This window comes from Celeribacter baekdonensis B30, assembly GCF_000299875.1.
GTDB lineage: Bacteria > Pseudomonadota > Alphaproteobacteria > Rhodobacterales > Rhodobacteraceae > Celeribacter > Celeribacter baekdonensis_A.
This window is the reverse complement of record NZ_AMRK01000002.1, coordinates 198,166-222,692: the sequence shown is the minus strand read 5'-3', so window position 1 is coordinate 222,692 and position 24,527 is coordinate 198,166. Positions and strand designations below refer to the sequence as shown.

Below are 24,527 nucleotides of genomic sequence, written 5' to 3'. Positions count from 1 at the left end.
CCGAATCTGCAAATGCACAAAACAAAACCCGCGCCATAGCGCGGGTTTTTGAATTTTTGCAAAGGGTGCTTTGGCTTTAGCTGGCGCTGCGTTCGTCAAAACTTAGTGCAATGAAAGAGGGCAGGTGATCGCCCAGACCCACAACCTTTTTATCATCGTCGCGACGGCCGCGGCTGCGCGAACTGCTGCTGCGGTCGCGGTTCTCTGAGGATTTGCTATCGGAGGCGGCCTGTGACGTGCGCGACGACTCGCGGGGTTCACGCGGAGCGCGTTCTCTGGTGCGCGATTCCGTCTTTGCCGCCACCGTGGCCTCGGGGGCCTCTTGCGTCTGGCTCTCACGGGCCTGCACCTCTGACGCCTCGACCGCCGTCTCCGGCTTGTCGGATTTGCGGCTTCTGCTGCTGCGCGAGCGGGTCCGTTTCGGTTTGTCCTCGGATTTGGCCTCTGCCGGGGCGTGATCCGAGGTCGTGGTCTCCGCCTCGGCAACGGTGCCCAAAGGATTGTCCAAACGCGGGATTTCTTTGCCAATCAGACGTTCCACATCCGCGAAATTCTTTTCGTCGCGCGGCTCACAAAGCATGATGGTTTTGCCATCGCGGCCCGCACGCCCGGTGCGGCCGATCCGGTGAACATAGTCCTCGGCGTGGCTTGGCACGTCAAAGTTGAACACATGGGTCACGGAGGGCACATCCAATCCACGCGCGGCCACATCGGAGGCCACGAGGATTTTCAATTTGCCACCGCGAAAGCCCTCAAGCGTGGCGTTGCGTTGACTTTGCTCCAGATCGCCATGGATCGGAGCCGCGTCATAGCCGTATTTTTTCAGGGATTGCGAGACGATATCGACATCGGTCTTGCGGTTACAAAACACGATGGCATTGTCGAGTTTCTCGCCCTCCAGGTCGATCAGCGTACGCAAAAGCTGACGTTTCTCCGAGGCTGCGCGGTCGCGACGCGAGGCTTTGAACATCACCACATGCTGTTCGATGTTCTCGCCAGAGCTGGCTTGGCGGGCCACTTCGATGCGGGCCGGGGCTGACAGAAAGGTGTTGGTGATCCGCTCGATTTCCGGCGCCATTGTGGCCGAGAAAAACAAGGTTTGGCGGGTGAACGGCGTCAGGCCAAAGATGCGTTCGATGTCGGGGATGAACCCCATGTCGAGCATCCGGTCGGCCTCGTCCACCACCATGACTTTGACGTCAGAGAGGATCAATTTGCCGCGTTCGAAATGATCGAGCAACCGACCCGGAGTGGCGATCAAAACGTCCACGCCCTTGTCGATCAGGATGTCCTGTTCTTTGAACGACACGCCACCGATCAACAGAGCTTTGGTCAGCTTCATGTATTTGGTGTAGGTGTCAAAGTTTTCCGCCACCTGTGCGGCCAATTCGCGGGTCGGACAGAGCACGAGCGAGCGTGGCATCCGGGCACGGGCCCGTCCACGGCTCAAGAGCGTGATCATTGGCAAAACGAATGAGGCGGTTTTGCCTGTCCCGGTCTGGGCGATGCCCAAGACATCCCGGCCCTCAAGGGCGGGGGGAATTGCGCCAGCCTGAATCGGGGTCGGCGTTTCGTAGCCAGCGTCCTCAATGGCTTTGAGAACTTTGGGAGCAAGGTTTAAGTCGGAAAATTTGGTCAAGTCGTGCCTTTCGCGATATTGCGGCTGTTTTTTCGGCCGCAAATCCCGCGCGGCCCGTTCGGCCATATTGCCGATACGTCTGTGGGACGCCTCATACGCTTCAATCACGAAAAGGTCAAGGAATGCTGCGATTTGCGCACTGATTGCAACTGTGAATCACTTTGTACGTCTGGCACAGTGGTGTCAGAGGAAACCAAAGAGGAGATGCACGATGATTAAAAAGCATGGATCTGCGACATGGAGTGGTGACCTGAAGGAAGGCAAAGGGCGTGTGTCGACGCAAAGCGGCGTACTCGCGGACGCGCGCTATGGGTTCAACACCCGCTTTGAAGACGGCGCAGGCACCAACCCCGAAGAGTTGATTGGCGCGGCCCACGCGGGCTGTTTCTCGATGGCGCTGTCGGGTCAATTGGCGGAACGCGGCATCACCGCCGATCAGATCGATACCAAATCCACCATTCACCTGTCGATGGAGGGTGGGCCGAAGATTGTGAAAGCGCATTTGACGGTTTCAATCCGGGCGGAGGGTGACAAGGCGCTGATCGAAGAGGCGGCAAAGGCGGCTGAAACCGGCTGTCCGGTGTCCAAGGTTTTGGACTGTGAGATCAGTATGGATCTGACGATCGCCTAAAGTGGGCTTTGCAGAAGAATGTTCGATTATGAAAAGAAAAGGCTGACCGTATCACTGTGGTCAGCCTTTTTGGTTCGATTTGTCTCATTTTAAACGATGTCAGACCATCATTTCCTTGGTCGCTGACAGGGTCAGCGTCGGGTAATCGCGTTGGATCCGGTCGATGTCCCATTGCAAGCGGGTCAAGAACACCGGGTCGCCATCGTGGTCATAGGAAATATGCTGTTTGTTGGTGTTGATGAACTTGTCCATCTCGGCCTTGGGCCCCGTGACCCAGCGCGCCGAGGTGAATTGCGACGCATCAAACCGCACCGGCAACCCGTATTCCAATTCAATCCGGCTGGCCAGCACTTCAAACTGCAACGCGCCGACCACGCCGACGATAAAGCCCGACCCAATTGCGGGTTTGAACACTTTCGCGGCCCCTTCTTCGGCAAATTGCATCAAGGCTTTTTCCAAATGCTTGGCCTTCATCGGGTCGCCGGCGCGCACCGTTTGCAACAGCTCAGGCGCAAAGCTTGGGATGCCGGTGACGCGGATGTCTTCTCCCTCGGTCAAGGTGTCGCCGATGCGCAGTTGGCCGTGGTTCGGGATGCCCATGATGTCTCCGGCCCAGGCTTCTTCGGCCAATTCGCGATCAGAGGCCAAAAACAGCACCGGGTTGGAGATCGCCATTGGCTTTTTCGTGCGCACATGGGTCAATTTCATGCCGCGTTTGAAATGCCCCGACGCCAAGCGGACAAAGGCCACGCGGTCGCGGTGTTTCGGGTCCATATTGGCCTGCACCTTGAACACATAGCCCATGACCTTGGTCTCATCCGGGCTGATTGGGCGCGGTGTGGCCTTTTGCACCTGTGGTTCGGGGCCAAATTTGGCGATCCCGGCCATCAATTCCTGGACGCCAAAGGAGTTGATCGCAGAGCCGAACCAAATCGGCGTCATGGTGCCGTCCAAGAACGCCTGACGGTCAAACGCGGGCAACAATGCGCGCGCCATTTCCAATTCTTCCTTGAGCTGATCCAACAGATGCGCAGGCACATGTTCGGCCAGCTTTGGATCCTCCAAGCCGTTGATCTTGATGCTGCCTGCGACCTTGTTACGGTCCGCCCGGTCCATCAATTCAAGACGATCATTGATCACATCATAACAGCCGACAAAGTCGCGGCCCACGCCAATGGGCCAGCTTGCCGGGGTCACGTCAATCGCCAGATTCTCTTGAATTTCATCAATAATATCAAAAGTATCCCGGCTCTCGCGGTCCATCTTGTTACAAAAGGTCAGGATCGGAAGGTCGCGCATGCGACACACTTCAAACAGCTTGCGTGTTTGGCTTTCAACGCCCTTCGCCCCATCAATCACCATCACGGCCGCATCCACCGCCGTCAGCGTGCGATAGGTGTCTTCGGAAAAATCCGAGTGGCCAGGCGTGTCGACAAGATTGAAGCGATAGCCGTCAAAATCAAAGGACATGGCCGAGGCCGACACGGAAATCCCGCGGTCCTTTTCCATCTGCATAAAGTCCGAGCGCGTCCGCCGCGCTTCGCCTTTGGCCCGCACCTGACCCGCCATCTGGATCGCGCCCCCGTACAACAGGAACTTCTCCGTCAACGTCGTTTTACCGGCGTCCGGGTGAGAAATAATGGCAAAGGTGCGCCGACGCGCAATTTCGTCAGGCAGGACAAGGGCGGTATGTGTGGCGTTTGACATGAGGGCGGATATAGCGGGGCGGGGACGAGGCGGCAATGGGGTTATGCACGCTGATGTCTCGCAAATCTTGACGAACCGATGCTACGTCCAGCCAGACGGTTTTGGGGGACGCCGCGTTATGGCCTAACAAAAAACGCCCCCAAACGGGAGCGCCTCTTGTCTTCATTGCAGCTTAGAACGTTCCGCCATAAACCTGTTTCACGGGCTTATGGCGGAACGCCCACACCATCGAGATGTCTGGCAGCGTCACGCCTTTGCCCTGTCTCAGGTCAAAGGTGTGACGCTTTAAATACTCAATTCGCCGAGGCCGAGCGCAGCAGTTCCGCCGCAACGGAGGGCTCCAACATGCCATCATGCAATTCAAACGCGCGTGGCGACTCAGCGAAGGCGTGGGTGGTTCTGATCCGGGCCTGAATGTCTGCGGGGAGGGCGGATCGCACCTGCCCATCGACAAACATGCTCTCGGCGGCGATACCTTCGGCGTAGATGATTTCATGGCTGTCAAACAGCAATTGGAAATAATCGACAAACCCGCCTTCGGTCTGAACGACATTGACGCCATTGACCAAAAGTTTTGCCTTTACAAGAACTTCGGCACGTCCTGCGCGGGCATGGTCGCGGCGTTGATAGATGAAAATCCGGTGGTTTGGCGATACAATCAGATCATGTTCGTTGTTCAAAGCGCCCTGTTTGATCACAATGGGGGCAAAGGCGCCGGTGGCGCGGACGGTTTGTTGACCGATCCAACGGATTTCCCGCGGTCCATGGTCGCGGGTCAAAACACGGTCGCCCACGGCCAACTCTTCGATTGGTTTTTGTAGCCCATTGGCCAAGGTGATCCTTGTGCCCTGGGTAAAGGCGACACAGGCGACTTCTGCCAGACGCGCCCGCGCGCCGTCCCGGTCGATCTTGACCAGCACATATTCGATGTCGGGATCAATCGGGGCAAAGGGCAAGAGATAGGTGTCTTCGATCAGGCCTGTCGCATCGGTTTCAATCAGAATCAGCGCCTCAACTGTCGCGCCTGAACCGGCCATAAACGTCGCCATGCAATCGAGATGAAGTTCGGCTCCGGTCTGACCCAATTGGGAGTTTGCCGCAATGCTCAAACCCGTTTCATCCACCGCAATGGACAGGCGGTCACGCTTGGCGGTTTTTTTCAGGCAATAGGCATCGGCCAGTTCGATTTCATCAGCATGTCCAATAGGTTCGCCAAGATTGATGCCATTTCGGACACAAAAATCGACGGCGCGGTACACTGGAAGTGTCTGCACGGGGCCAGTCGGCGCCATGTGGTTTTGTGTTTTGCCTCTCATCTGCGTGTTCATCATCACCCCCGGCCACATTCGTTCACTTCGCGGAAACAAAAGCTCCCTCTGAACCTGCGGAGCAAGCCCATATCGAATCCGTTCTGTTCCATCCCCCGGCAAGAAGTATGTCTGGAAACGTCTTGTTTGTACACTGTTCTACTCCGCACACTCGTGACACCAACATTCATCACAACGCATTCAAGCTATTTGGAAACAGTGGCAGGATTTTGTCAGGACTGGTTCAATGTCGGGGGGATTGGGTGGAAATCGTGCCATTTTGGTGAACGCGTGAGTGCCACATCATCGGCTTCATATAACGGATACTTGGCTCTGCCTCTCCGAGGTCCGCGGCCCAAAAAGAGCGATGAAAGGTGACATCCGCCGGGGGGAGCCCTAAAACAAGGCGATATGCGACGACATCAACGCGACGATCACGAAGGGAAGATAAGGATGGATCTTGGGATCAGTGGAAAGCGGGCTTTGGTCTGTGCCTCCTCCAAAGGGCTTGGTCTGGGCTGTGCCCGTGCCTTGGCCGAGGCGGGGGTGGATTTGGTGATGAATGCGCGCGGGAGCGAGGCGTTGGAGCGTGCCGCCGCCGGGATTCGCCAGGATTTCGGCGTTTCGGTCACCACCGTTGCCGCCGATGTGACCTCGGACGATGGCCGCGCCGCCCTGCTCAAAGCTGCGGGAGAGGTCGATATTTTGGTCACCAATGCGGGTGGCCCGCCGCCGGGTATGTGGACCGATTGGGACCGCGAAGATTTCATAAAGGCGTTGGATGCCAATATGTTGACGCCGATTGCGTTGATCAAAGCGCTGGTGCCGGGGATGATGGACCGGGGCTGGGGCCGGGTGGTGAATATCACCTCCGTCTCCGTCAAGGCGCCGATTGCCGTTTTAGGCCTCTCGAACGCTGCGCGCACCGGGCTGACGGGGTATGTTGCCGGGACCTCACGGCAGGTGGCGGCCAAGGGTGTGATCATGAACAACCTGTTGCCGGGGCTTCATGCCACCGACCGCACGGTGTCCTTGGACAAGGCGGCCTCGGAGGCTTCGGGCAAACCCGCGGCAGAGATTCGCGCTGCAAAAGTAGCGGCCATTCCCGCCGGGCGTTACGGCACGGCTGAGGAGTTTGGTGCCACCTGCGCCTTCATGTGTTCGCAATTCGCGGGCTTTATGGTCGGGCAAAACATCCTCTTGGATGGCGGGGCAACGACGACCACGATGTGACCCGCTCCGCCGCCCGCACTTTGGGCGGCGGGTATCACGGCTTTGGCATATGTGGTGTTTTCACTTGCGCTTGTTCCATGAGTCGCGAAATCTAAGCCCGCGACAATGGGAGAGGCCAGCATGAGCCACGCAGATGTTCAGGACTATTACGGTAAGGTACTTCAGGGCAGTTCGGATTTGAAAACCAACGCCTGTTGCACGGCGGGGGACATGCCCGATGCGCTCAAAAAGGCGCTGTCCAACATTCATGACGATGTGCTCACGCGCTATTATGGTTGTGGTCTGATTGCTCCGGATGTGCTTGAAGGCACACGGGTTTTGGATCTTGGCTGTGGTGCCGGGCGCGATGTCTATGCGCTGGCGCAGATGGTGGGCGAGGCCGGGTTTGTCGCCGGTGTCGATATGACCGAAGAACAATTGGCCGTGGCCCGTGCCCATCAGGACTATCACGCCAAGGCTTTTGGCTATGCCGCCTCAAATGTGGCGTTTTATGAGGGCTACATCGAAAAACTCGATGATGTGCCGCTGGACGCGGGGTCTTTTGACATCATCGTCTCCAATTGCGTGTTGAACCTTGCAATGGATAAACCCGCCGTGTTGCGTGAGGCCTATCGGTTGTTGAAGCCGGGCGGAGAGATGTATTTTTCTGATGTCTATGCCGACCGCCGCGTGCCTGAGGCGCTGCGGGCCGATCCGGTGCTGTATGGCGAATGCCTCTCCGGCGCGCTCTATTGGACTGATTTCGAACATATGGCGCGGGCAGCTGGCTTTGCCGATCCGCGCCGCGTCACCCATCGCGCTTTGACTGTGGAAAATGCGGAACTGGAGGCGAAAGTAGCGCCGATTTCCTTCATGTCCGCCACCTATCGCCTGTTCAAACTTGATCTTGAACCGGAGTGCGAAGACTATGGTCAGGCGGTGATCTACAAAGGCACCGTGCCCGGCGCGCCACATGCCTTTGCTCTGGATGCGGGGCATGTGATGGATACGGGGCGGGTGTTTCCGGTCTGTGGCAACACGTTCAAAATGCTCAAAGACACGCGCTTTGCGCCGCATTTCGACTTTATCGGCGATTTTTCAACCCATTTTGGCCTGTTCGCGGGCTGTGGTGGCACCAGCCCATTTGACAGTTTGATCGCAAGCACCGCGGACGCACCCGCGTCCTCCTGTTGCTAAGGCGGGTTTGGACTGATAGGGAGCCTTAGAGTTTTCGTCAGACAAACCATATATGCGCAACCGATCCTGTGACTGATCCCGTGACCACCCCCCGGTTAGAAATCCGCAACATCACCCGCGTCTTTGAGGGGCGCGAGGTGGTATCTGACGTGTCGCTCACCGTCATGCCGGGGCAGGTGACCTGTCTGTTGGGGCCGTCTGGCTGCGGCAAATCGACGACGCTGCGGATCATCGCGGGCGTTGATATGCAGGATACGGGCGAAATTTATGTCGATGGGAATCTGGTCTGTGACACCCAATTTCGGGTGCCGCCGGAGCGGCGTTCGATCGGTTTGATGTTTCAAGACTTTGCACTTTTCCCGCATTTATCGGTCGAAGACAACGTGGCCTTTGGGATAAAAGGCGACAAATCGAACAAAAGAGCGCGGGTGCGCGAGTTGCTTGAAAAGGTCGATCTTTTGCGTGCGATCGACAAATACCCGCATGAATTGTCGGGGGGCGAACAGCAACGCATCGCGCTCGCGCGGGCTTTGGCCCCGCGCCCCTCAATCATGCTGATGGATGAGCCGTTTTCCGGGCTTGATGAGCGCCTCAAAGATGACATTCGCGACAGCACTCTGGATGTGCTCAAGGCCGAAAACACCGCGGTGCTTCTGGTCACCCACGAGCCGCATGAGGCGATGCGGATGGCCGATGAGATTGCCCTGATGCGAGACGGCAAGATCGTCCAACAGGGGGCGCCCTATAATATTTACAACGCTCCGGTGGACCGTCAGGCCGCCGCGTTTTTCAGCGATATCAATGTGATCCGCGGCACGGTTCGCAATATGGCCGTGACCACCGCCTTTGGCGAATTCCTTTGCCCGCCGCGCCCGGATGGCACGGAGGTTGAGATTGTCATTCGGCCACAACATTTGCGCATCGACTTTGATCGCGACGGGCGCGGGCCCAATCCCACGCCGCAAGACGGCGCGCCCGCGCGTGCCATTGTCGAACGCGCGCGGTTCATGGGGCGTGAGAGCCTTGTGGAATTTCGGATGGATTTTGACGGCTCGATGTTGAAAGCCACGGTGCCCTCGGTGTTTTTGCCCAAAACGGGCACACCGATGTGGCTGATGATGCGCCGGGATCGGTGTTTCGTCTTTCCAGTCGCTTCCTAATGTTTGGCTAACATTTGGCCTTTTGCAGGGCGACAAACTCCGCAAGTGTTTTCCCCGGTTCATCGACAAACCGCGCGCCGGTGTCGATCACCCGCTCAATCCGATCCACCCGAAACACCCGAAAATCCTGCCGCGTCTCACACCATGCCGAGAGGGTCCAAACACGCCCCCAATATTCTAGCTGAAGCGGGCGGATGACGCGGGTACTGGTCTGATCATCAAGTGCCTTATAGGTGATCCGCAGCCGCTTTTTCTCCCGCACCGCTTCACGCAATCCGGGCATATGGCGAAATCCGGCGGCGGCATCGGCAAAGGGGAACACCGCAAAGCCCCACCCGGCACTGGGCGGGCCGGAGTTTTCGGGCAGCACGGCGTCGATCTTGGCGGCAAGGCTTTGGGCGTTTTGCGCCAGTTCCGGGTCGGTCGCCTCGCTCAAAATCGCCACCGCCAAATGCAGCGCCTCCAATTCCCCCATGCTCAGGTTCATCGGCGGCAAGGTGATTGGGGAGGTGACCATATAGCCGACGCCGCGCTCGCCCTCGACGGGCACGCCCGAGGCCCGCAGCGTGGCCATGTCGCGCCAGATCGTGCGTTCCGAGACCTCAAGTTTTGCGGCCAGTTCATGGCCTTTGTGCAGCTTGCCGTCGCGTAGAATTTGAATGAGATCGAACAGGCGGTCGCTGCGCCGGATACCGGTTTGCTTGCGACCGCCTGCCATGGTTATGCCGCCTCGGCCGATGTGGTGCGGGCGAGGGTGATGGGGGCGTGGCCCATGCTCACCGTGTCGCGGTCCACCAGCGCCATGAACGCCTGTGCCTCAGGGGCGGCCATAAACCCGGCATCCGCCGCCTTGGCCGCGGCGTCATTGGCCCAGACATAGTGCTCATGCCAAAGCCCGCTTGCGTCCTTGTAAAGAGTGCGGGCGCGAAAGCCCTCGCACCGATCCAGGTAGGCGTCTAGCCCCTTGGCCACCGCAGTGAGGTCGCTCTCGCTCACCCCGGCGATGGTGCGGAAGGTAACAGTTTCAATGATTTGAATATCAGACATAATGTCTCCGATTCGAGTTTCAACACCGTCACCATGGGCTGTTTCAACTGACATAAACCTGTCAGTAGTGTTTTTCTACCCCTGCCCATCGCGCCAATGTTGTGCATCGGGGCGGAATCCGTCGTTTTGGCCTTTTCCTTGGTCTCAGAGCCGCCTAATCCTATTTCTCGCGAGATTTGATCACCGGGCGCATCGCCCGCACCGATGGAGAACCACATGCTCAACAATATCGGCCTTCCCGGCCTCCTGCTCATCGCTGTCGTCGTTTTGGTCCTGTTTGGCCGCGGTAAGATTTCCGGCCTCATGGGCGAAGTCGGCAAAGGCATCACGTCGTTCAAAAAAGGCGTTTCTGAGGGCACCAAAGAGATCGAAGACGAAGCCGCACAGGTCGCAAAAGACGTCACCCCCGAAGAAGAAAAAGACAAGGTCTAAACCCTGTCTTTTGGCGGGACCAGTCTCGCCTTCGCCGGATCTGAGCCTCGTTTGGGGCGGGTCGATCCGCTTCTTTTGGGTTTTTGTGAAAAAGGCGTGTGCGCATGAGTGCTATCGTGATGCCGTCCATTCCGCTCTTCTTTGACATGGGCATGTCAGAACTTTTGGTCATCGGGGTCGTGGCGTTGATCGTCGTCGGCCCAAAGGACCTGCCGGGGATGTTCCGAACGCTGGGACGGTTCACGGCGCGGGCGAAATCCATGGCGCGGGAGTTTTCGCGGGCGATGGAAAGTGCTGCCGACGAGAGTGGGATCAAAGAGGCCTCGGACGCCTTCAAAGGCGCGACAAACCCAAAGAAATTCGGGCTTGATAAGCTCAACGAGGCGGCATCGACCTTTGAAAAATGGGACCCGATGAAGTCTTCTGATGGCAAGGCTGCGCCGAAAACGACGGCGCTCCAGAAAGATGAGCTGAGCCCCGAGCGAGCTGAGGCGGCCAAGAAAATTTCAGAGAGTGCGGCGAAGAAGGCGACCGAACGCAAAGCGGCTGAGGCAGAGGCGGCTGCGGCCCCCGTAAAGGCGCCTGCGGCGAAGAAACCGGCGGCAAAAAAGCCTGTTGCAAAGAAACCTGCAGCTAAGGCGACAGCGGCTAAGTCGGCTGTGGCCAAACCCGCCGCTGCAAAAAAGCCAACGGCCCCGAAAGCCGCCCCTAAAAAAGCGGCGGCCAAACCCGTCAAAGCCGCGAAGATGACCACATCGAATGAGGGCGAGGCATGAGCCAAACTGACAGCGATATCGAAGACAGCTCCGCCCCGTTGGTCGAACATCTGGCCGAGCTGCGCACCCGGTTGATCCGGGCCGCTTTGGCCTTTGTCGTGGCGATGGTGATCTGTTTTACCGTGGCCAGTCCGATCCTTGATTTTCTGCTGATCCCGATCGAAAAATCCATGCGCGCCTTGGGCAATCCGAACCCGGTGATGCAATACACCGCACCGCAAGAATATTTCTTTACCCTGATCCGCATTTCCATGGTCGGCGGGCTGGCTCTGGCCTTTCCAGTGATCGCCTATCAGCTTTGGCGCTTTGTCGCGCCGGGGCTGTACCGCAATGAAAAGAATGCATTCTTGCCCTTTCTCATCGCCTCGCCGGTGTTGTTCCTCATGGGCGCGGCTTTCGCGCAATATGTGGTTGTGCCGCTGGCGATGACGTTCTTTTTGGGCTTTGCCGATCTGCCCTCTTTTGTCGGCGCGCTTGTTGCCAATGGCGGCGATGTGGCGACCGCGACCAAGGACACGGGCATTGACATCGTGTTCAACGGGAAGGTGAATGAGAGCCTTGATATTACGTTGAAAATGATCGTGGCCTTTGGGTTGTGCTTTCAGCTTCCGGTGCTGTTGACCCTGATGGGTAAGGCCGGATTGGCCACGGCGCACGGGCTGCGCTCAACCCGCAAATATGCGGTCGTGGGCATCTTGACCGTCGCCGCCCTGGTCACGCCGCCGGATGTGACGACACAATTGATCCTGTTTGTCGTGGTCTATGGCCTCTACGAAATCTCCATCTTCCTCGTCGCCCGCGTTGAAAAGAAACGCACCGAAGAGCTGCGCGCCGCTGGCGTATTGGGAGAAGACGAAGACCTGTTCGGTGAGTTTGACGACGAGAAATGAGCGAGGTTGCCATGAGCAAAAAGACCCTCAAACGTATTGCGGAGGCCCTGGAACGTATGGCCCCCGCACCTCTGGCCGCACCTGATTTTGACGGGGCAGATGCCTATGTCTGGCACACCGAACCGGACGCGCTTGTGCCGGTTCAAAACGTGTCGCGGGTCGATCTGTCTCTGCTCGTCGGTGTGGATCGGTCGCGTGACACCTTGCTTGAAAACACCCGCCAATTCGCGCGCGGCCTATCGGCCAACAATGCGCTGTTGTGGGGGGCGCGGGGGATGGGCAAATCGTCCTTGGTGAAATCCGTTCATGCGGCTGTAGTGGCCGACGGGTTGGGCCTCAAGATCGTGGAAATGCAGCGCGAAGACCTTGGCACTGTGTCGCGGCTGTTGGCGCTTTTGCGCGGCTCCGAGTATCGGTTTTTGCTGTTTTGTGACGACCTGTCGTTTAGCCATGATGACGAACATTACAAATCGCTCAAAGCCGTGCTGGATGGCGGGATCGAGGGCCGCCCGGACAATGTGTTGTTCTATGCCACCTCAAATCGCCGGCACCTGATGCCGCGCGATATGATTGAAAACGAACGCTCTTCTGCGATCAATCCCTCGGAGGCGGTAGAGGAAAAAGTCTCGCTTTCGGATCGCTTCGGTCTATGGCTGGGCTTCCATCCCTGTTCGCAAGATGAGTATCTGACAATGATCCGGGGTTATTGTGACGCCTATGGGGTCGACATTGACGACGATTCGCTGCGCGCCGAGGCGGTGGAATGGCAAGCCACCCGCGGCTCGCGCTCTGGCCGGGTGGCGTGGCAATATTTCACGGACTTGGCTGGGCGCAAGGGTGTCGCGCTTGGGTAAGTGAGTATTTAAATCACGGTAAAGCCAAATCACGGTAAAGTGGAAGGCCTGCAGGGTGTTGCATTCCGGCCGCCGATCCATAGCGTCTTTGGAAGGGGTTTGGTCCCACGGGCCGGGAGGTCTTTACCGCGAACGGTCATCGGCGCTCCCGCCTGTACCGTGATTGAGATAGATCAGATCAAGGTGAAGACAGCGTTTTCAAACCCAAAAGGCCGCGCATGTCTCTGCGCGGCCTTTTGTCTTTACCGTGAAAAAATACTCAAACCCGTCAGTTCAAATAGGGCGTCGGATCGACGGTTTGTGTGCCTTTGAAGACCATGAATTGCAACGCGTTGAATTCGTTGGCCGTCACTTTTGCAATGGTCTGACCGCGTTTGACGCTGGCGCCCTTTTTCACCGAAATGCTGTCGATAAAGCTATAGGCGGTTTGTAGGCCGTCGCCGTGATCGACCACCATGATTTTCACCCCATCGGCGTTGGTCGAGATCAATTTGACCGTCCCGTCCTTGGCCGCTTTCACCGGCGTGCCTGCGGGGGCGGAAAACAGGATGAATTTCGATTTGGTCTTGTCGTAATCGCGGATGATTGCGCCGGAGACGGGTTTGGCCATCTCTGAGTTTGACGTCTGTGTCGCGCCAAGGTCCGCGGCCGGTTTGGTGACCGCAGGGGCCGGTTTGGCCAAGTCCGGGTCCGGCAGGGGGGCGGCGGCAGAGGGCGGTGTGGGGGTGGCCGACCCTTTGCCCGGCTCGGTCGTGATGGCGGTCTCAGAGACGCCCTCGGAGGTTTTCACCGGGATCAAAAGATAGCGGCCCTCGGTGACAGCAAGGTCCGATCCAAGCCCGTTCCAATCGGCCAAGGCGCGTACGGAGACACCGTATTTGCGGGCGATGGAATAGGCGGTTTCGCCGCGCTGAACCTGGTGGCGGATCGGTTCCATACCGGCCACCGGTTCGGACGGATTGCTCTGGGCAATCGGCGTGGTGGTTGTTTTGGTCTCAGCGTCGGTGATGGCCTCATCTGCCAGAGCCGCGATGTCGATGCGTTCGCCCGTGGCAATGGTGCCGGTTGGGGTCGCGGTGGATTGGCCGTCGCCGATCCGGCGGGGCAACGCGATCACTTCGCCGGGGCGCAGGGTCACGTCCACCGGGATGCCGTTGTAGCGGGCCAATTCCGTCACGGGAAGGCCGACACGCGCCGCGACAGAACCGATCGTGTCGCCACGTTTGGCCACAACCACTTGGTAATTCGGATAAGAAATCACGCCCTGCGCGTTGGGCACAGGTTTGGCGGCGGTTTTGGCCTCGTTGGCGGCGGGGGCGGTCGAAAACGCATCGGTCAGACCGCGCATGTCAAAGTCGATCGGTTTGTCGCACGCACTCAGCGCCAAAAGGGCCGACCCCAGCAAAAGGGCGCGCATTCTGTTTTGCGCAGTTCCGCGCGTCTGTACCAAAGATGAAATCGTCATGGCTCTATCCTCAAGTCCTTGGGCTTTGCCCTCTGTTGGAGATTGGCCCCATGGCCGCCCCTGTCACCCCCTCTTGCGGAGGGTTCGTTTACTCCTGACCCATCCCCTCGACGAGGGGCACGAAGCGCACGGAACGGAGTTCTTCGTAGTCAAACCCGGTCTCGGTGCGTGTCACTTTGATAAGGCTTTGGACCGTGTCCGACTGCCCCACTGGTAAAACCATGATACCGCCTGTTTTGAGCTGCGCCAAGAGCGGGCCGGGAGGGTCCTCCGCGGCGGCGGTCACAAGGATGCGATCAAACGGTGCCTGATCGGGTAGGCCGTAGCTGCCATCAATCGCCATGGCAGTGATATTGACGATGCCGAGGCTGTCAAACACGAGTTGTGCCTCGCGCACAAGGCGCAGGTAGCGGTCCACGGTATAGACGCGGCGGGCCAGTTGGCTGAGGATCGCGGCCTGATAGCCGGAGCCGGTGCCGACCTCCAACACCTTATCGCGCGGTTGCACATTGAGCGCCTGTGTCATCAGCCCCACCACGGAGGGTTGCGAGATCGTTTGGCCACAGGCGATGGGCAGCGGCATATCCTCATAGGCGCGGGTGGCAAACAGGCCTTTGACAAAGACGCCGCGGTCGATTTTTTCCATGGCCTGAAGCGTGCGCCCATCGGTTACCCCTTTGGATCGGAGGGTGTAGAGGAACTGCATCTGCGCTTCGGGGTTCATGGTCATCAGACGGCTTTTTCCAAGGCGGAGAGGCCTTTGAGCATGTCATGCGCGGTCAGATCGGCACGCATTGGTGTGACCGAGATATGGCCGGCCAAATTGGCTGTCACATCGGTGCCGGGGCCGGTGTCGACCGATTGCTCGGACCCGCGCACCCACAAGAACCGCCGCCCGGTGGGCGAGACTTGGCCTTCGATGCCAAAGCCCGGCGTTTTCCGGCGGCCTTGGCGGCAAATGGCGAGGCCTTTGGTCTCAGAGGCCGGGAGAGGTGGAAAGTTCACGTTGTAAAACAAGGTGTAATCTGCGCCTTCGCCCCAGGGCGCTTGGGTCAGAAGCGTGTTGACCACTTCGGCCCCATGCACGGCAGCGCTTTCAAACATATCCTCAAGTGTGGCGTTTTGCGGTCCGAAGAATTGCGATAAGGCAATGGCTTTCACGCCTTGTAGCGCCGCTTCCATTGCGCCGCCGATCGTGCCGGAATACATCACGTTTTCACCCGCGTTATTGCCCCGGTTGACGCCAGAGAGCACCAAATCCGGCCGCTGCGGCAAGATGTCATGCAGCCCGGCCAAAACGCAATCGGCAGGCGAGCCTTCGGCAGCCCAGCGGCGCGGGGCAATCTCGGTGATCATGGTCGGGTGAGAATAGGAAATGCAATGCGCGACGCCGGATTGTTCAAACGCGGGGGCGACGACCCAGACCTCGCCTTCGGGACCGGCAACCGTATGGGCGATGGCCTCAAGCGTTTTGAGGCCCGGCGCATTGATGCCGTCATCGTTGGTGATCAGGATGCGCATGGAGGGGCCCTTTTGTCTGACTGGCACTTGTCTTCCTTTCCTCCTTAAAGCAGGCTCGGAATCGCGGCAAGGTCAGTGGCCCGCCGCAGCCCTGATATTTATGGCGTTTCGGGAAAAACCTGAGGTTTAAAGGTGCCGCGACACGCCTTTTGTGAACTGGAGAGAGTATGTCTGTAACCGCCCCACGCCCCGTGCTTGATGCCATCGCCGTGACCGCCACCGACATGGCGCGCTCTGTGGCGTTTTATCGCCTATTGGGGTTTGATTTCGACGGGGTCGAGACCAATGCCGATCACGTCGAACCCAACACGGCGCCGGGGGCAGTGCGGTTGATGATTGACGCGGCGACATTGTCGGAAACACTGATCGGGGAAAAGCCACGGCCCGCGAACCATTCGGGTTTTGCCATGCTCTGTGCCACGCCGACAGAGGTGGACCGGGTGGCGGGCGAGATTGCAAGCGCCGGGTTCACCGTGGTGGACGCCCCTTGGGATGCGTTTTGGGGCCAACGCTACGCCACCGTGGCGGACCCGGATGGCTACAAGATCGACCTGTTCGCGCCTTTGTAATCCGTGGCCGTCATCAGCGGCACTCAGATCAGCCCGATCTCTTTGAGCAAACGCGGCGCTTCGTCGCGCGGATGGGTCAGCGTGGCGCGGTCTTCGCCGGGGAAAAACCGCGCGCGGGTGCCCGTCGGCATCGGGCGCGGGGACAGCACATGAATGCGCGGCGCTTTTTCGACATGTGCGACCTCGGCCTGCCAACTTTTGGCCATGGCAATCTGCGCGGCTTTCGATGCCCCGTAGGCGCCAAAGAATTTCTCGCCCGCATGCGGATCGTCGAAAAACAGCACATCGGCGGGGGTGGGGGCCATGTTCAAAAGCGGCGAAATCATCGGCATCAACTTGCCCGTGGCGGTCACATTGGTGCCGATGGTGCGGTCAAAGTCTTTGGGGTCGATGTGATCGGCAGGCGACAGAAGCTGTGCGTAGATCGCCGTGTGCGCCCACAGGTCGAGATGCCCCCAGCGGTCAAAAATGCCGCGACACAGATGCGCCATCGCGTCCGGATTGGTCACATCCATCGGGGCCAATGTGGCGTCGCCGCCTTTGGCTTTGATCCGGTCGTCCAACTCTTCGAGCGCGCCTGTGGTCTTGGCCACGGCGACGATGTGATAGGTCGGTGCCAGAGCTTCGGCGAGGAAAAAGCCAAGGCCGCGTGATGCGCCGGTGATGAGGGCGACTTTTGTGTGGTCTGTCATGTGTTCTTCCCAGTCATCAGGGCCGGAGGGAGGCCAGTTTGGACGCCAAATTAGAGGCCAAATTAGAGGCCAAATCAGAGGGATGTGTGCGGGGAAATCGCGGCGCGGTCAAGGGGCGGTGAGATCGGCGCGCGCAAGTGTCCCACTGGCCTCATAAAGGGCGAGAAGATCGTCAAAGGACATATCCGCGATATCCGTCAGGGTGACGCTGGGTCGCACAGAGCCATCGCCAAAGCTGAGCGTCAGAGCGCTGTCTTGGGCGACCAGAGGCGACAGATCATTGGCCAGAGTGGCGCGTGTGTTTTCGGGCAGGGGGCCACCGTCAAGATGTTGAAGATAGGCGTAAAACACCGGATGCGGCACCTCGGCCCAAAGCGCGATCACCAAAGCATCCTCTGCGCCGCGAATGGGCAGGGTAAGCGTGGCGCGCAGATACCGTGTTTCATCCAAGCGGCAGAGTTCCGAGGCCAATTGATCCGCGCCCTCTTTGACAAAGGCCAGATCGCCACGCGGCGCATGGGGCCACTCGGATGGATGATCAAAGCCAATGTCAATCACCCCACCTTTCGCCATAAGGGCGCGCCAGCGGGGATCAAGATCGAGGATGGAGGCCACTTATTCGGCGGCCTTCAGTTTAAAGCCTTTGTCGATCATATCGGAAGGCACCACCGGGTATTCGCCGGAGAAACAGGCGTCGCAATAGCGTGGGGCGTTGGCGTCGCGGCCTTCGGCCACGCCTGCAGCGCGATACAAGCCGTCGAGCGAGATGAACTGAAGGCTATCGACGCCCAAATGCACGCGCATTTGTTCGACCGACATGTATGCGGCCAGCAATTTGTCGCGATCCGGCGTGTCGACGCCGTAAAAACAGGGCCACATGGTCGGCGGAGAGGCGATGCGGAAATGGACCTCGGCCGCGCCTGCGTCCAATAGCATGTCTTTGATCTTTTGCGAGGTTGTGCCGCGCACCACCGAGTCATCGACCAGAATGATCCGTTTGTCGCGGATCAGTGCACGGTTGACGTTCAATTTCAGACGCACCCCCATGTTGCGGATCTGCTCCGATGGCTCAATAAACGTCCGCCCCATATATTGGTTGCGGATGATGCCCATGCCGTAGGGGATGCCGGATTGAAACGCATAGCCGATGGCGGCGGGCGTGCCGGAGTCGGGCACCGGACAGACCAGATCGGCCTCCACAGGCGCTTCAATCGCCAATTCCACGCCGATCTGACGGCGGGTTTCATAGACGGAACGCCCCTCTAAGATGCTGTCGGGACGGGAAAAATATACATGCTCAAAGATGCAGAACCGCGAGGGTTTCGGCTCAAATGGTTTCGAGCTTTGGACTTTGCCATCCGAGATCACCACCATTTCGCCGGGCTCAATCTCGCGGACAAATTCCGCGCCGATGATGTCGAGCGCGCAGGTCTCAGATGAGAGCACATAGCCTTTGTCGCCGACCTTGCCCAACACGAGGGGGCGTACACCGCGCGGATCGCGGACACCAATGAGTTTGGTGCGGGTCATGGCGACGACGGAAAACGCACCTTCGACCCGGCGCAGCGCGTCTTTCATCCGCTCAGGGATGTTGCGTTGCAGCGAGCGGGCCATCAGGTGGATGATGCATTCCGAATCCGAGCTGGATTGGAAAATCGATCCACGTTCGATCAACTCGCGGCGCAGGGCGACGGCGTTGGTGATATTGCCGTTGTGGGCAATCGCAGCCCCGCCCATGGCGAATTCACCAAAGAACGGTTGCACATCGCGGATCGCGGTGTTGCCTTTGGAGCCTGCCGTGGAATAGCGCACATGGCCGATGCCGATCGGTCCGGGCAGGGTTTCCATCACTTTTTGGCTGGTGAAATTGTCGCGGACATAGCCAAAGCGGCGCGCCGATTGAAACCCGGCCTCGGTATCATAGGTGACGATCCCGCCGGCTTCCTGGCCGCGATGCTGAAGCGCATGCAGGCCAAGGGCGATAAAAGAGGCGGCATCGGCAACGCCAACGGCGCCGAAAACGCCGCATTCCTCTTTTAATTTGTCATCGTCAAAAGGGTGAGCGGGGGGCATTTCGAGCATCTCGGTCAAGCTCCGAATCCTACGCTGTGCGGTTCGTCCCACCCTTTAAGACCTAAGAGGCCCAGTGTCACGAAAGGATCACAAAAGATTTCATCACTTCTTGTGCTCCAGTCGTGAGACGGGCGGGTTCCGTGGCTCTTAAGGTGGGGTTTATGAAAAGGGCGGCTGCTTTTGATCGGTGCCGCCCGAAGGGATGGTGATTTACTCAGTACAGGTCGAAACCAAGGATTGATAGCGCGAGGTGATCCAATCTGGCGCATCCTCGGGCAGGCTCTCGTCCAGCTTATCTTGCGAGCGGGCAAAAACTTTGGCGGTGCGCGAGTCTTCCAACACGGCGATTGGGTCGCCAGTCGAGACGCGGTCAACGATGACCAAAGCGATGGCGACCAAAATGATGCCACGGATCACGCCGAACAGGAAACCAAGCCCCTGATCCACCCCGCCCAAGGCAGAGCGTTGCACGGCGGAGGAAAACAGCGGTGAAAAAATCGACACGACGATCAAAGCCACGGCGAACACCGCGAAAAAGCCAGTGATTACCGAGAGTTCGCAAGATCCAGAGATGTAATCGCCCAGATAGGGCACTTCTTTGACCAAAGGCACGGCTTTGGGGGCAAACATGTAGCCAAGGATCGCGGCGACGATCCATCCGGCAATCGCCATGCCTTCGCGCACAAACCCGCGTGAATAGGCCAGGATCGCCGATACGACGATGACCAATGCGACGATGCCGTCGATGATTGTAAAGCCTTCCATGGCGCCTCTCTTTTGAACTCTGAGCGCGTTAGCCCGCGCCAAAAACCTCTCCGACAAACCCCACCAGATCGCTCATCTGCCGGACGTCCATGCCGCTTTTTTCCCCAGCCTTGGAACGGGCGGGGGCGATGGCCGATGAAAAACCAAGTTTTTTGGCTTCTTTCAACCTGTTTTCGGTCTGACCAACGGGTCGCAAGCTCCCTGAGAGCGAAAGTTCCCCGAAAACCACACAATCTTTTGGCAAAGCCTGATCTTCGCGAGCCGAAATCAACGCCGCCGCCACCGCCAGATCGGCGGCAGGTTCCGACACTTTCATCCCACCTGCAACGTTCAGATAAACGTCCAGCCCGGCAAAGGGAATACCACATCGGCTTTCGAGCACCGCCAGGATCATCGCCAAACGTGATCCGTCCCAGCCCACAACTGTGCGCCGGGCTTGGGCGTGGGGCGAGGGGGCGACGAGGGCCTGGAATTCGACCAACACCGGCCGCGTGCCCTCGATCCCGGCAAAAACCACCGATCCCGGCACTGGTTGATCGCGTTCGGACAGAAAGAGCGCGGAGGGGTTGGTCACTTCGCGCAACCCATCGCCGGTCATTTCAAACACGCCAATCTCATGCGCCGGGCCAAAGCGGTTTTTGACCGCGCGCAAGAGCCGGAAATGATGCCCGCGCTCGCCTTCAAAATAGAGCACCGTATCGACCATATGCTCGACCACGCGCGGCCCGGCGAGTTGCCCATCCTTGGTGACATGGCCGACCAAAACCACCGAGACACCGCGCGATTTGGCAAAAGTCACCAATTCATGCGCCGCCGCGCGCACCTGAGACACCGACCCCGGTGCGCTTTCGACATTGTCGGCCCACATGGTTTGAATCGAGTCGATGATCACCAAATCGGGCATTTCCGCCTCAAGCGTCGTCAAAATATCGCGCAGGTTGGTTTCGGCCCCGAGCCGCACCGGCGCATTGCCAAGGCCCAACCGTTGCGCCCGCATCCGCACTTGGGCGGCGGATTCCTCGCCGGAAATATAGATGACCTTCAGTCCCGCCATGGCAAATTTCGCCGCCGCTTGCAGCAAAAGCGTTGATTTGCCGATGCCCGGATCGCCGCCGACCAAGATGGCCGAAGATGGCACCAAGCCGCCGCCCAAAACCCGGTCGAACTCGGTCAGGCCGCAGGAGGTGCGTTTGGGCGGGGCTTCTTTGTCGGACAGGGCGGAGAGTGGGATTTCCTTGCCGCGCAGCCCACCCAACGTCTTTTTCGCCGGACCCGAGGCCGACAACGGTTTTTCCTCGGAAATGGAGTTCCATTCGCCACAGCCGTCACAGCGCCCGGACCATTTGGTCGTCACCGCCCCGCAATTGGAACAGACGAAATTCTTTTGTGCCTTGGCCATTCTGGCGCTCCCTGTTCGTTCTTGCTTCGTTCTAGTCTTTCAAGGGGTCGCTGCGCAAGTCTTCGGGTTTTACCGTGGTGAAAATACTCAAAGCCAGACTGAGCAAAACACAAAAGGTAAAAAGGTAAAGCCCCCAACCGATCTCAAGCCGCCCAACGCCGATGCCTTTGATGACCGTGATGTAAATTGCGATCAAAAACACATCCGCCATGGCCAGTCGGCCAAGGTGAAACAGCCAGGGTTTGACCCGCGCGGGGAGGCGGTTCGAGATCAGTGCTTCGAGGGAGAGCACCTTGGCGATGGGGGCGAGAATGGCGAAGAGCACAACGATGAGGGCAAGAAAGACGTCGGTCTGCCAAAGACCCGCAATGCCAGAGAGAACCGAAATTTCGGAGAGGCCAAACAGCGGCAAAAACCCCGCCCGCATCAGCGGCGCGACCCAAGCAACGGGGAACAGGATCAACAGGGAGAGATTGAGACGGCGGAGGGTAAGCTGGGTGCGGCGAGACAAGAGCAACCTCACCGAACCGTTTCAATCGGCCCATGCGCCGAGCCGGTGATGAATTGGGTGAGATACGGGTCGTTTGCCGTGTCCATTTCCGCCACGGGGCCGTGCCAACGGATTTTGCCGCCGTGCAACATCGCCACCTTGTCGGCGATCGCGCGCACCGAGGTCATGTCATGGGTGATGGTCAGCGCGGTCGCGCCCATTTCCACCACGATCTCGCGGATCAATTCATTGATCACCCCGGCCATGATCGGGTCCAATCCGGTGGTCGGTTCGTCAAAGAAAATGATCTCGGGATCGGCGGCGATGGCGCGGGCAAGGCCCACACGTTTTTGCATCCCGCCCGACAGCTCGGCGGGAAATTGATCGGCCACATCGGGCGACAACCCGACCCGGCGCAGTTTTTCAATCGCGATCTCGCGGGCCTCATGGCGGGGCCGTTTCAACGAGCCGCGCAACAGGCGAAAGGCGACGTTTTGCCAGACCGGAAGGCTGTCAAACAGGGCCGCGCCTTGGAACAACATGCCAAACCGGGCCAAAAACGCATCGCGGTCGCCACTGGCGCTGACCTCTTCGCCATCGACCGTAATCGTGCCTCGATCCGGGGTCACAAGGCCCAGAATGCATTTGAGCATGACCGATTTCCCGGTGCCCGATCCGCCGATGATGACACAGCTTTCGCCGCGCTCCACCGTCAGGTTGACACCGCGCAGGATCTGTTTTGCGCCAAAGGATTTATGAACGTCGGTGAGCGTGATCATGCGGCAAAAAACGCCTGTGTCAAAAGGAAGTTGGCAGCCAGAATCAATACGGCGGCGGCAACGACAGAGGATTTGGTCGCCTGACCTACGCCCTGTGCGCCCCGGCCCGAATTCATCCCGAAATAACAGCCCATCAACGTGGCGATGACGCCAAACGCTGCGCCCTTGACCAATGAGGACACGATGTCGGGCATCTCAAGGAAATCTATGGTGTTTTTGAGGTAGGTGGCGGAGTTGAAATCGAGCGACTTGATCGCCACGAACCAGCCGCCAAACACCCCTACTGTGTCGCCCACTGCGACCAGAAACGGCACGGTCAACAGCCCGGCCAAAACGCGCGGGGCGGTGAGATATTTCATCGGGTGGGTCGAGAGGGTGACCAGCGCGTCGATTTGTTCGGTGACTTTCATCGTGGCGATTTCGGCAGCAATCGACGAGGTGACCCGTGCTGCCATCATCAGTCCGACCATCACCGGGCCGAGTTCGCGGACCACGCCCAAGGCGACGATTTGTGGCACCACCTGTTCGGCCGAAAACCGTGCGCCACCGGCATAAATTTGCAACGCCAAAGCACCCCCCGTAAACAGCGCGGTCAGGCCGACAACGGGCAAGGACAGATAGCCGACATTCATCAAGGCGTGAAAGAATTCCCGGCTGTAGAACGGCGGTGTGAGCATGTGGCGGAAGGTCGAGAGCGTGAACAGCGTCAAACGGCCGACGGCGGCAAACGTCCCCAACACCGCAGCCCCCAAACGGGCCAGCAGGTGCAAGATTGGGTTGGCCGCGCGCGTTGTGCTCATCCGATATACCGCCGCAGATAGCGTCCGCCCAAAGAGGTCAGGATTTCATAGCCGATCGTGCCCGCCACATCGGCCAGATCATCGACCGTTTGATGCGCGCACAAGAGATCAAGCGATTTGGGCACATGGTCCAGATGGGTGATGTCCACCGTGATCAAATCCATCGACACCCGGCCGACCAACGGGCAGGGGGTGTCGCCGTCAAACAGCACCGCAGCGTTGGAGATTTTGCGCGAAATACCATCGGCGTAACCGGCGGAAATCGTGGCGATCCGGGTGGGGGCCTCGGCGGTCCATGTGTTGGAATAGCCGACGGTTTCATTGGGCGCGACATCACGGGTCTGGATCACGGGGCATTCGAGGCGCACCACGGCTTTGCTGTCCTCATAGGGCAAGCCGCCGTAAAGGCCGATGCCCGGACGCACCAGATCGAAATGATAGTCCGGCCCAAGCAAAATACCGCCCGTGGCCGACAAGGCGCGCGGCACGGTCAAGCCCTCGGTCATCTCGCGGAAGGTCGCCAATTGGTGCGCATTCATCGGGTGGTCCGGCTCATCGGCACAGGCCAGATGCGACATGATCAGATCGGGGCGGGCTTTGATCACCAGGTCTTTGACCGCCTCCCATTCGGGCGCCTCAAGGCCCAGACGGTTCATCCCGGTGTCGAGTTGAATGCCGAAGGGTGCGCCGGGGAGGGCTTCGAAATGGCGGGTGATTTGATCCAGGGAATTGAGCATCGGCACAAGATGCATATCCGCGATCATGTCGGTGTCACCGGCCATATGACCACCAAACACGCCGATCCAGGGCGAGGGACCGATGGCCGCGCGCAGGGCCACACCCTCTTCGGCGGCGGCCACGAAAAACTTTTTCACGCCCGCTTTGACCAGCGCCCGCCCGACCTTGGCCACGCCAAGCCCGTAAGCGTCCGCTTTGATCACGGCGGCGGTTTCCACAGAAGGGGCGGTCAAACGATCCAGCGCCCGCCAATTGTCGGTCAGAGCCGTGAGATCAATATGTAAAACAGATGTAGCCATGGCGTTTTTTGACCCTCCACGCGCCTCTGTGCAAGCGTAAAACCAGACGCAAGCTCAAAACACGCCGGGGGCGGGTCCGATGTCC

Annotated in this window: 26 protein-coding genes; 9 read left to right on the top strand and 17 right to left on the bottom strand. The window is 58.9% G+C overall.

Translation table 11 applies throughout. The annotated features are described in order from the left end of the window. Positions 1 to 76: 76 nt before the first annotated feature. A complete protein-coding gene (locus tag B30_RS04575; protein ID WP_040401928.1) occupies positions 77 to 1,639 on the bottom strand; it encodes a DEAD/DEAH box helicase in 1,563 nt (520 codons plus the stop codon). 211 nt (positions 1,640 to 1,850) lie between these two features. On the opposite strand from B30_RS04575, the gene B30_RS04570 reads away from it, so the two are divergent. Then, positions 1,851 to 2,270 carry an OsmC family protein gene (locus B30_RS04570; RefSeq protein ID WP_009570845.1) on the top strand — a complete coding sequence of 140 codons (420 nt, stop codon included), beginning with the start codon at positions 1,851 to 1,853 and terminating at the stop codon, positions 2,268 to 2,270. Between the two features lie 99 nt (positions 2,271 to 2,369). Here the strand turns inward: B30_RS04570 and B30_RS04565 are convergent, their stop codons facing one another. Together B30_RS04565 and B30_RS04560 are read right to left on the bottom strand one after the other, a co-directional pair. Continuing rightward, positions 2,370 to 3,977 (bottom strand): peptide chain release factor 3, encoded by a 1,608-nt coding sequence (locus B30_RS04565; protein ID WP_009570844.1) that lies wholly within the window; start codon positions 3,975 to 3,977, stop codon positions 2,370 to 2,372. A 293-nt stretch (positions 3,978 to 4,270) separates the two neighbouring features. Further along, positions 4,271 to 5,251 carry a Hint domain-containing protein gene (locus B30_RS04560; RefSeq protein WP_232616890.1) on the bottom strand — a complete coding sequence of 327 codons (981 nt, stop codon included), beginning with the start codon at positions 5,249 to 5,251 and terminating at the stop codon, positions 4,271 to 4,273. Between the two features lie 486 nt (positions 5,252 to 5,737). Between B30_RS04560 and B30_RS04555 the strand changes: the two genes are divergently transcribed. The 3 genes from B30_RS04555 to B30_RS04545 all read left to right on the top strand — a co-directional run bounded on the left by B30_RS04555 (position 5,738) and on the right by B30_RS04545 (position 8,853). Next, complete coding sequence (locus B30_RS04555) at positions 5,738 to 6,517, top strand: SDR family oxidoreductase (protein WP_009570842.1); 780 nt, start codon at positions 5,738 to 5,740, stop codon at positions 6,515 to 6,517. 120 nt (positions 6,518 to 6,637) lie between these two features. Next, positions 6,638 to 7,693, top strand: coding sequence for a methyltransferase domain-containing protein (locus B30_RS04550; RefSeq protein ID WP_009570841.1), 1,056 nt, complete (start codon positions 6,638 to 6,640; stop codon positions 7,691 to 7,693). 80 nt (positions 7,694 to 7,773) lie between these two features. Beyond that, on the top strand, positions 7,774 to 8,853 hold the full coding sequence (locus B30_RS04545) for an ABC transporter ATP-binding protein (protein WP_040401873.1): 1,080 nt from the start codon (positions 7,774 to 7,776) through the stop codon (positions 8,851 to 8,853). A gap of 7 nt (positions 8,854 to 8,860) precedes the next feature. On the opposite strand, the gene B30_RS04540 is transcribed toward B30_RS04545, so the two are convergent. Together B30_RS04540 and B30_RS04535 are read right to left on the bottom strand one after the other, a co-directional pair. Continuing rightward, the gene (locus tag B30_RS04540) at positions 8,861 to 9,571 is read right to left on the bottom strand and encodes a helix-turn-helix transcriptional regulator (RefSeq protein WP_009570839.1); all 711 of its coding nucleotides are present in this window, start codon (positions 9,569 to 9,571) and stop codon (positions 8,861 to 8,863) included. Positions 9,572 to 9,573: 2 nt separating this feature from the next. Further along, entirely contained in the window at positions 9,574 to 9,900 is a 327-nt protein-coding gene (locus B30_RS04535; RefSeq protein ID WP_009570838.1) for a hypothetical protein, read from the bottom strand. A 216-nt stretch (positions 9,901 to 10,116) separates the two neighbouring features. Between B30_RS04535 and B30_RS04530 the strand changes: the two genes are divergently transcribed. The 4 genes from B30_RS04530 (at position 10,117) to B30_RS04515 (ending at position 12,852) form a co-directional block, all read left to right on the top strand. Beyond that, a complete protein-coding gene (locus B30_RS04530; RefSeq protein ID WP_009570837.1) occupies positions 10,117 to 10,332 on the top strand; it encodes a twin-arginine translocase TatA/TatE family subunit in 216 nt (71 codons plus the stop codon). A 104-nt stretch (positions 10,333 to 10,436) separates the two neighbouring features. Next, positions 10,437 to 11,108 carry a Sec-independent protein translocase protein TatB gene (gene tatB / locus B30_RS04525; protein WP_009570836.1) on the top strand — a complete coding sequence of 224 codons (672 nt, stop codon included), beginning with the start codon at positions 10,437 to 10,439 and terminating at the stop codon, positions 11,106 to 11,108. After that, on the top strand, positions 11,105 to 11,998 hold the full coding sequence (gene tatC / locus B30_RS04520; protein ID WP_009570835.1) for a twin-arginine translocase subunit TatC: 894 nt from the start codon (positions 11,105 to 11,107) through the stop codon (positions 11,996 to 11,998). Before tatB ends, tatC begins: the two co-directional genes overlap by 4 nt. An 11-nt stretch (positions 11,999 to 12,009) precedes the next feature. Next, on the top strand, positions 12,010 to 12,852 hold the full coding sequence (locus tag B30_RS04515) for an ATP-binding protein (protein WP_009570834.1): 843 nt from the start codon (positions 12,010 to 12,012) through the stop codon (positions 12,850 to 12,852). A gap of 268 nt (positions 12,853 to 13,120) precedes the next feature. Here the strand turns inward: B30_RS04515 and B30_RS04510 are convergent, their stop codons facing one another. The 3 genes from B30_RS04510 to surE all read right to left on the bottom strand — a co-directional run bounded on the left by B30_RS04510 (position 13,121) and on the right by surE (position 15,838). Next, positions 13,121 to 14,317, bottom strand: coding sequence for a LysM peptidoglycan-binding domain-containing M23 family metallopeptidase (locus B30_RS04510; protein WP_009570833.1), 1,197 nt, complete (start codon positions 14,315 to 14,317; stop codon positions 13,121 to 13,123). Between the two features lie 88 nt (positions 14,318 to 14,405). Beyond that, on the bottom strand, positions 14,406 to 15,047 hold the full coding sequence (locus B30_RS04505) for a protein-L-isoaspartate(D-aspartate) O-methyltransferase (protein WP_009570832.1): 642 nt from the start codon (positions 15,045 to 15,047) through the stop codon (positions 14,406 to 14,408). Next, a complete protein-coding gene (gene surE / locus B30_RS04500) occupies positions 15,047 to 15,838 on the bottom strand; it encodes a 5'/3'-nucleotidase SurE (protein ID WP_009570831.1) in 792 nt (263 codons plus the stop codon). Before surE ends, B30_RS04505 begins: the two co-directional genes overlap by 1 nt. A 167-nt stretch (positions 15,839 to 16,005) precedes the next feature. Here surE and B30_RS04495 point away from each other — a divergent pair, with 167 nt between their 5' ends. Beyond that, positions 16,006 to 16,407, top strand: a complete 402-nt coding sequence (locus B30_RS04495) for a VOC family protein (protein ID WP_009570830.1) — start codon at positions 16,006 to 16,008, stop codon at positions 16,405 to 16,407. Positions 16,408 to 16,430: 23 nt separating this feature from the next. Here the strand turns inward: B30_RS04495 and B30_RS04490 are convergent, their stop codons facing one another. The 9 genes from B30_RS04490 to alr form a co-directional block, all read right to left on the bottom strand. Further along, positions 16,431 to 17,099 carry an SDR family NAD(P)-dependent oxidoreductase gene (locus B30_RS04490; protein ID WP_009570829.1) on the bottom strand — a complete coding sequence of 223 codons (669 nt, stop codon included), beginning with the start codon at positions 17,097 to 17,099 and terminating at the stop codon, positions 16,431 to 16,433. Positions 17,100 to 17,207: 108 nt separating this feature from the next. Next, positions 17,208 to 17,714 carry a DUF2199 domain-containing protein gene (locus tag B30_RS04485; protein WP_009570828.1) on the bottom strand — a complete coding sequence of 169 codons (507 nt, stop codon included), beginning with the start codon at positions 17,712 to 17,714 and terminating at the stop codon, positions 17,208 to 17,210. Next, on the bottom strand, positions 17,715 to 19,181 hold the full coding sequence (purF, locus tag B30_RS04480; RefSeq protein ID WP_040401921.1) for an amidophosphoribosyltransferase: 1,467 nt from the start codon (positions 19,179 to 19,181) through the stop codon (positions 17,715 to 17,717). A gap of 201 nt (positions 19,182 to 19,382) precedes the next feature. Continuing rightward, a complete protein-coding gene (locus B30_RS04475; RefSeq protein WP_009570826.1) occupies positions 19,383 to 19,937 on the bottom strand; it encodes a CvpA family protein in 555 nt (184 codons plus the stop codon). Between the two features lie 28 nt (positions 19,938 to 19,965). After that, positions 19,966 to 21,336 (bottom strand): DNA repair protein RadA, encoded by a 1,371-nt coding sequence (gene radA, locus B30_RS04470; protein WP_009570825.1) that lies wholly within the window; start codon positions 21,334 to 21,336, stop codon positions 19,966 to 19,968. Positions 21,337 to 21,367: 31 nt separating this feature from the next. Beyond that, the gene (locus B30_RS04465; RefSeq protein WP_009570824.1) at positions 21,368 to 21,847 is read right to left on the bottom strand and encodes a paraquat-inducible protein A; all 480 of its coding nucleotides are present in this window, start codon (positions 21,845 to 21,847) and stop codon (positions 21,368 to 21,370) included. Positions 21,848 to 21,855: 8 nt separating this feature from the next. After that, positions 21,856 to 22,605 (bottom strand): ABC transporter ATP-binding protein, encoded by a 750-nt coding sequence (locus B30_RS04460; protein WP_009570823.1) that lies wholly within the window; start codon positions 22,603 to 22,605, stop codon positions 21,856 to 21,858. Continuing rightward, positions 22,602 to 23,405, bottom strand: coding sequence for an MlaE family ABC transporter permease (locus B30_RS04455; RefSeq protein ID WP_009570822.1), 804 nt, complete (start codon positions 23,403 to 23,405; stop codon positions 22,602 to 22,604). The genes B30_RS04460 and B30_RS04455 overlap by 4 nt, the downstream gene beginning before the upstream one ends. Then, positions 23,402 to 24,442, bottom strand: a complete 1,041-nt coding sequence (gene alr, locus B30_RS04450; protein WP_009570821.1) for an alanine racemase — start codon at positions 24,440 to 24,442, stop codon at positions 23,402 to 23,404. Before alr ends, B30_RS04455 begins: the two co-directional genes overlap by 4 nt. Positions 24,443 to 24,527 lie beyond the last annotated feature (85 nt).

Bases quoted from the DNA above. Each gene is read 5' to 3' on its own strand.
- B30_RS04570 (WP_009570845.1), top strand. From the start codon at position 1,851: ATGATTAAAAAGCATGGATCTGCGACATGGAGTGGTGACCTGAAGGAA.
- B30_RS04565 (WP_009570844.1), bottom strand. From the start codon at position 3,977: ATGTCAAACGCCACACATACCGCCCTTGTCCTGCCTGACGAAATTGCG.
- B30_RS04555 (WP_009570842.1), top strand. From the start codon at position 5,738: ATGGATCTTGGGATCAGTGGAAAGCGGGCTTTGGTCTGTGCCTCCTCC.
- B30_RS04550 (WP_009570841.1), top strand. From the start codon at position 6,638: ATGAGCCACGCAGATGTTCAGGACTATTACGGTAAGGTACTTCAGGGC.
- B30_RS04540 (WP_009570839.1), bottom strand. From the start codon at position 9,571: ATGGCAGGCGGTCGCAAGCAAACCGGTATCCGGCGCAGCGACCGCCTG.
- B30_RS04535 (WP_009570838.1), bottom strand. From the start codon at position 9,900: ATGTCTGATATTCAAATCATTGAAACTGTTACCTTCCGCACCATCGCC.
- B30_RS04530 (WP_009570837.1), top strand. From the start codon at position 10,117: ATGCTCAACAATATCGGCCTTCCCGGCCTCCTGCTCATCGCTGTCGTC.
- tatB (WP_009570836.1), top strand. From the start codon at position 10,437: ATGAGTGCTATCGTGATGCCGTCCATTCCGCTCTTCTTTGACATGGGC.
- tatC (WP_009570835.1), top strand. From the start codon at position 11,105: ATGAGCCAAACTGACAGCGATATCGAAGACAGCTCCGCCCCGTTGGTC.
- B30_RS04515 (WP_009570834.1), top strand. From the start codon at position 12,010: ATGAGCAAAAAGACCCTCAAACGTATTGCGGAGGCCCTGGAACGTATG.
- B30_RS04510 (WP_009570833.1), bottom strand. From the start codon at position 14,317: ATGACGATTTCATCTTTGGTACAGACGCGCGGAACTGCGCAAAACAGA.
- B30_RS04505 (WP_009570832.1), bottom strand. From the start codon at position 15,047: ATGACCATGAACCCCGAAGCGCAGATGCAGTTCCTCTACACCCTCCGA.
- surE (WP_009570831.1), bottom strand. From the start codon at position 15,838: ATGCGCATCCTGATCACCAACGATGACGGCATCAATGCGCCGGGCCTC.
- B30_RS04495 (WP_009570830.1), top strand. From the start codon at position 16,006: ATGTCTGTAACCGCCCCACGCCCCGTGCTTGATGCCATCGCCGTGACC.
- B30_RS04490 (WP_009570829.1), bottom strand. From the start codon at position 17,099: ATGACAGACCACACAAAAGTCGCCCTCATCACCGGCGCATCACGCGGC.
- purF (WP_040401921.1), bottom strand. From the start codon at position 19,181: ATGCTCGAAATGCCCCCCGCTCACCCTTTTGACGATGACAAATTAAAA.
- B30_RS04475 (WP_009570826.1), bottom strand. From the start codon at position 19,937: ATGGAAGGCTTTACAATCATCGACGGCATCGTCGCATTGGTCATCGTC.
- radA (WP_009570825.1), bottom strand. From the start codon at position 21,336: ATGGCCAAGGCACAAAAGAATTTCGTCTGTTCCAATTGCGGGGCGGTG.
- B30_RS04460 (WP_009570823.1), bottom strand. From the start codon at position 22,605: ATGATCACGCTCACCGACGTTCATAAATCCTTTGGCGCAAAACAGATC.
- B30_RS04455 (WP_009570822.1), bottom strand. From the start codon at position 23,405: ATGAGCACAACGCGCGCGGCCAACCCAATCTTGCACCTGCTGGCCCGT.
- alr (WP_009570821.1), bottom strand. From the start codon at position 24,442: ATGGCTACATCTGTTTTACATATTGATCTCACGGCTCTGACCGACAAT.